Origin of the sequence: Desulforegula conservatrix Mb1Pa (genome assembly GCF_000426225.1) — a bacterium.
Taxonomy (GTDB): Bacteria; Desulfobacterota; Desulfobacteria; order Desulfobacterales; family Desulforegulaceae; genus Desulforegula; species Desulforegula conservatrix.
Map to the genome: position 1 here is coordinate 1 of NZ_KE384509.1, position 5,031 is coordinate 5,031.

Sequence of the window (5,031 nt, forward strand, 5' to 3'; positions counted from 1 at the left end):
ACCGACGCCTGATGGTGACACTTGTGGCATTGGTACAGATCTCTTGATTTGAGCTCGCAAAATTTCGAACCGCCGCAATTCGGACAACTAAAACCATGCGGCCATCTAAGTCTGAATAATGAGTCTTGGCACTTATCTTCGGTCCCATATTCGGACAGGAATTCGTGAATACTCTTTCCTTTTTGAAATTGGATCATATTTTTTGCCATGCTACACCTCCATCATATCTGGATAATCTTTCACATGCCTTAAGATAAGCATGGCGGAGTAAAAATGGTAATCAAATTATTTTATAGATCCTATCTGGTATTTGTGAGTCAGAAAGGATAAATAAAGACTGATGGACACGTAAAAAGTCAAAAAGGCGATAGAACCATGCCGGATTTGACCAGGTATCTTTGTATTTTCAGGCATTTCTGAATTCCGGCCCGCTCCGGAATGACGTGAACCGGACTTTTTACGACTTTGCCAAGACTTAATTACCGAAACAATTAGGAATACTGATTATGAAAAAATTCAAACATGACTTTATCAACAAATATGAAGGATTCGGAGCTTTTGGCTTAGACAGAATCACAGACGAAGAAACCCTTATGTATACTCTCCAAAAATTTTCAGATGACAATTTCATGAAACTTCTAATTCCAAAACTGTCTGATGAAGAAATGGAAAAGTTTTATCTGCTTATTCTGGAAACAATAAAAAAACACCTGACTGAAGATGAATACCATAATATATATCTAAAAGACGAGCACCACTGATTATGTGAAGATAAAAAACCTCTTTCCCATTTATGGTTCAAAAAATCATTATTTGCGTTCCAGATTTAATGGTCTCACAAAAGTCTGAAAAGGTCTTCAGCGTCATCCCTGACTCGATCCGGCATACAATATTAACAGATACTTCCGGATTCAGGCCTGAGCCGGAATTAAGGGGATCGGACTTTTGGAACCTTGTCAGATTTGAGTTCTGGAAAACTCCTTTTGAAAAAAAGGTTTTCCAGACCTTTCCCCAAACTGCATGGTTTTAAAAAGCTGCATATATGTTCTTTTTGGTTCTTGGCGGTTTAGCGAATTATTTTTTCTTTATCCTTCTGACGAGCTTTTTCTTCTTCTTAGGCTCATCGACAGTTGGTGACCCGGCGGCAGGGTTCAATACTGAATTATGGGTAAAGCTGCACGTTGCCCGTGGGCATTTGAGTCCTATTATGCCTTCAGCACTCTTGAATTCCACAAGAAATTTATTACTGCAAAGAGGGCAAGGGAAATTGTATGGCTTTGACCAGCTTACAAAATTGCATACAGCATTTGAACACTTGAAATAAGTTCTTCCTTTTTCAGTCTCGGCTGCCTTTACCTTTCCATTTTCACATACAGGGCATGTGAGCGAGAGTTCATCACTGAAAGCGGCTATTCTTCTTTCAATTTCATCATCATCAATTTCTCCGGCATCAGAGAGATCATCCGCTTCCTCTTCTTCAGGTTCAGGTTCAGTAAGATCAACGACACGTTCAATTTTCTTTTCCTCAACAGGAGCTGATTTTTCAGGAGGCTTAACAGGCTCAGAAATTATTTCTGGCTCTATAACCGGTGCAGGTTCAGGCTCAGGTTGATCTTCGACCTTGGGTTCTTCTTTTATTTCTGGCTCTTCGGCGGCTATATCAGCAGCCTCTTCAGTTATTTCAGGCACAACCGGCTTTTCAGGCTCTTTTCCAGGTGCTACAATTGTTTCTTCTTTTTCGGCCCGAACTTCAGTTCCAACGACTGATGGTTTAAAAACTTCGCCAGGCGCTTTTTCCGTTGTTTTTTCCGGAGCCTGTTGTTTTTGCCTCGGAAAAACTTCCCTGATTTTTATCTGCTCACTACCGCCTGCACCATAGCGGGAAATGAAAGAAGGTTTATTAGATACGTCACCTTTTAATGCCTTAAGAGTTTCAAGGCGTTCACGATAAGCCTTTTGCATATCCTCTGCAAGCATGGGATTTATATTTTGCTGACTGACCTGACGCCTGAGATTCTCTTTCTGTGAATGCGCAAATGTCTGTTTGGAGAGAGCAACACCCTGCGAAAAAAGGGTCTGCTGCAGATACATTCTTGCGTCTTCCAGCTTCCTTCTGCCAGTTACGACTTCAGTAATTGTCTGAACAATATAACCGACAAGATTAAGGCCCTTCATTCCAGGAAAAAGATTGTCAAGAAAAGCTACAAGCGTAAAAGCGGAAATATTGGCAAAAAACCTGTCATTGGCATCCTTTTCCACATAACCGCACTGGGCAAGAGACTGAAGAGCAGCAAGCATATCGTCATCAACGTCAAGCCCTAATTCCTCCAGATCTTCAAGAAAAGATTCCATACTGTAACGTGGAGGCGGTGTATTGCCATGGGGATTCTGGATTTCCCTCTCTCTTTCCACAAGTATCAAAAGGCAGGTAATTGTAGCGATATTAAAAGAAAGGGCCGCAGCAGTAAGATCTATCTCTATAAGCTTTGAAATCTGCTCAACAAGGACTTCATCAAGCTGCACTCTAATTTTTGAAAAATCTGAAATGTTGTACTCTGAATCTTCACTCATAATTATCAGACCATTTTTATTTTATTATTGAAATTTTTGAAAAAACTCAGGAATTGTTTATTTCTGAAATCATGCCGGCAATTTCAGATGCAATGGAGTTGACTCCTGCATCAGCAGGTTTCTCATCAATTACTGGGTCTGGCGTTTCAGATTCAGTCTTTTCTTGCTCTACAATATTCCTTTCTTTTTCATCCCCAGCTGCAGTCAATTTCAGGCAATTGCCTTTTCTGTCAAACACAACGGACAGGGTTATCTTTACATCAAAATCAAGCTTGTAAGCAATCTGGCTGTCAAATACGGTCAGATCCCCGTTCCTGAACTCTACATCATCCTGGAGACCGATATTGTGTTTTTCTCTGAGAAGTTTCTCTATTGCACTCCAGTCCAGCTCTCCGGTTATGGAGTCTATAAGTTCTTTCTCACTGTTTTTTATTGATTCGGAATCAGTAATCTTCATGAAAATCCTCCACACCTAATCATAATTCACGCCATAATTCCCTGCAAAATTCCAGATAAGAAATCGATGCGGGACTTAAAATATCATTAAAACAAAAAGGAGTTTGAAATTTTTCATTATTATCCATGATATTTTCATATGGAATGAAAACCTTAAAAATATGGTTATTCAGATCTGCGGGCCAAGGTTTGAGAGATGATTCAAGCGGTATTGAATGGCCCCATGTAAGAATTCCCTTAATATTTATCTTTTTTTTAAAGCGTTTGTTTATTTGAAAAATTGTCAACAAAAGTCTCTGAATTGCCTTAAGATTAAATTCGTTGCTTTTATTAACAATTATGACATCTTCGCAAACAGCAAGCGCAGAAGTACTCAAAAAATCCATTTTTGAAGGAATATCCAAAATAACGAATTCATATTCCTTTGAAAGTGATTTTATAAATATTTCAAATACTTTTTCTGTCTTAGAACAAACCCCGGCAATGTTTTTAAAAAAAGAGCTTTCTTCAAAACCTGAAGGTATAAAATCAGTAAAAGGATATAAACGTTCAAAAACGACCTTATTTTCTGTTATCCCGGCTTTTAATTGATTTGAAACTTCCGAGTTACTGTCAAAATCCACTACAAGATTTTTTTTCTCATATATAGACAATGAAGCTGCCAGATTCAAAGAAACAGTAGTTTTTCCTGAACCAGGAGTAAGGCCTGCTATTGCTATTATTTTAGACATTCAGAAATAGTGATTTTATAAGTTATGTTTATTTATATTCTATAAAATCTTTATATTAAACACAATGTTTTTACAATATAATTAGAAATGAGAAAGTTTACTTAACTAGAAGATCAGGAAAAGCCATGGTTACCTCAATCACCATAGATGGCATTTTGAATGCTGTTGAGAATCTTGGATATAAAAACAAAAATTCTCCCAAGTATAAAATACTTGAATTCATGGTAAATCATTACAAAAGCTTTCAGTCACCAGATGAAATCAGATATATTGATACAGACCTTATAGTAAAAGCAGTATGGGAAACAGGCGATGACGAATCAGTTATCAGATCAAAAAAAAAGAATTTCAGCAGCCTGAAAACCGCCATTAATTCTGATCTGGAAAAGCTTTATGAAAAGGGCGATAACTCAGAAGGTATTATTATATCAGCAGATAATACTTTTGTACTCTCAGATCTTGCCAAGAACAAAATAATCACCAATTTCAGTGACTCTTTCAAGATCGACGACGGGCTTTCCCTTGGAAAAGTTTCTGACATTCTGAATTCCATCAGGGATTTCATTTCAAAAATAGACAGTCTAAAAGGCACGGATCTCAAGAATGACATAAATGCAATAAAATCTGTCATAGAAAGCATGGGGGAAAAAGCATCCCAGGAAGATCGGCCCGATGGGAAAAAACTTGTTGAAATTTCCGATGATGAAGAAATAACAAAAAAACATGATCCCTGGCCTGAAGAATTTGATGATGTTGAAGCTGTAGCAGATGATGCAGAAATCATTGAAGTGGACGATGATGAAGAGCTCAAGGTTTTAGAGGATGACTCCGAGATTGTTGAAGTCGAGGACGAAGATACCGAAATCATCGAAGTCGATGAGGATGAAGATCTCGAAGTTTTAGAAGATGATTCCGAGATTGTTGAAGTCGAGGACGAAGATACCGAAATCATCGAAGTCGATGAGGATGAAGATCTCGAAGTTTTAGAAGATGATTCCGAGATTGTTGAAGTCGAGGACGAAGATACCGAGATCATCGAAGTCGATGAGGATGAAGATCTCGAAGTTTTAGAAGATGATTCCGAGATTGTTGAAGTCGAGGACGAAGATACCGAGATCATCGAAGTCGATGAGGATGAAGATCTCGAGGTCATAGAGGATGATTCCGAGATTGTTGAGGTCGAGGACGAAGATACTGAAATCATTGAAGTCGACGACGATGAAGAACTTGAAGTTTTGGAGGATGACTCCGAGATTGTTGAAGTCGAGGATGA

5 protein-coding genes and 1 pseudogene are annotated in these 5,031 nt (G+C 38.4%); 2 read left to right on the forward strand and 4 right to left on the reverse strand.

Annotated elements, in window-relative coordinates:
* On the reverse strand, window positions 1-209 hold a 209-nt coding region (locus K245_RS0121945; protein WP_027359792.1), incomplete at its 3' end, for a transposase.
* Window positions 210-506: 297 nt separating this feature from the next.
* On the opposite strand from K245_RS0121945, the gene K245_RS0121950 reads away from it, so the two are divergent.
* The gene (locus K245_RS0121950) at window positions 507-761 is read left to right on the forward strand and encodes a hypothetical protein (protein WP_027360860.1); all 255 of its coding nucleotides are present in this window, start codon (window positions 507-509) and stop codon (window positions 759-761) included.
* A gap of 313 nt (window positions 762-1,074) precedes the next feature.
* On the opposite strand, the gene K245_RS0121960 is transcribed toward K245_RS0121950, so the two are convergent.
* The 3 genes from K245_RS0121960 to K245_RS0121970 are packed head-to-tail and all read right to left on the reverse strand — an operon-like array spanning window position 1,075 to window position 3,758.
* On the reverse strand, window positions 1,075-2,571 hold the full coding sequence (locus K245_RS0121960; protein WP_027360862.1) for a hypothetical protein: 1,497 nt from the start codon (window positions 2,569-2,571) through the stop codon (window positions 1,075-1,077).
* Window positions 2,572-2,617: 46 nt separating this feature from the next.
* Entirely contained in the window at window positions 2,618-3,028 is a 411-nt protein-coding gene (locus K245_RS0121965; protein WP_027360863.1) for a hypothetical protein, read from the reverse strand.
* A 19-nt stretch (window positions 3,029-3,047) separates the two neighbouring features.
* A complete protein-coding gene (locus K245_RS0121970) occupies window positions 3,048-3,758 on the reverse strand; it encodes a ParA family protein (protein ID WP_027360864.1) in 711 nt (236 codons plus the stop codon).
* Window positions 3,759-3,883: 125 nt separating this feature from the next.
* Between K245_RS0121970 and K245_RS28205 the strand changes: the two are divergent.
* Window positions 3,884-5,031 (forward strand): annotated as a pseudogene (locus K245_RS28205) (hypothetical protein); the annotation flags it as partial.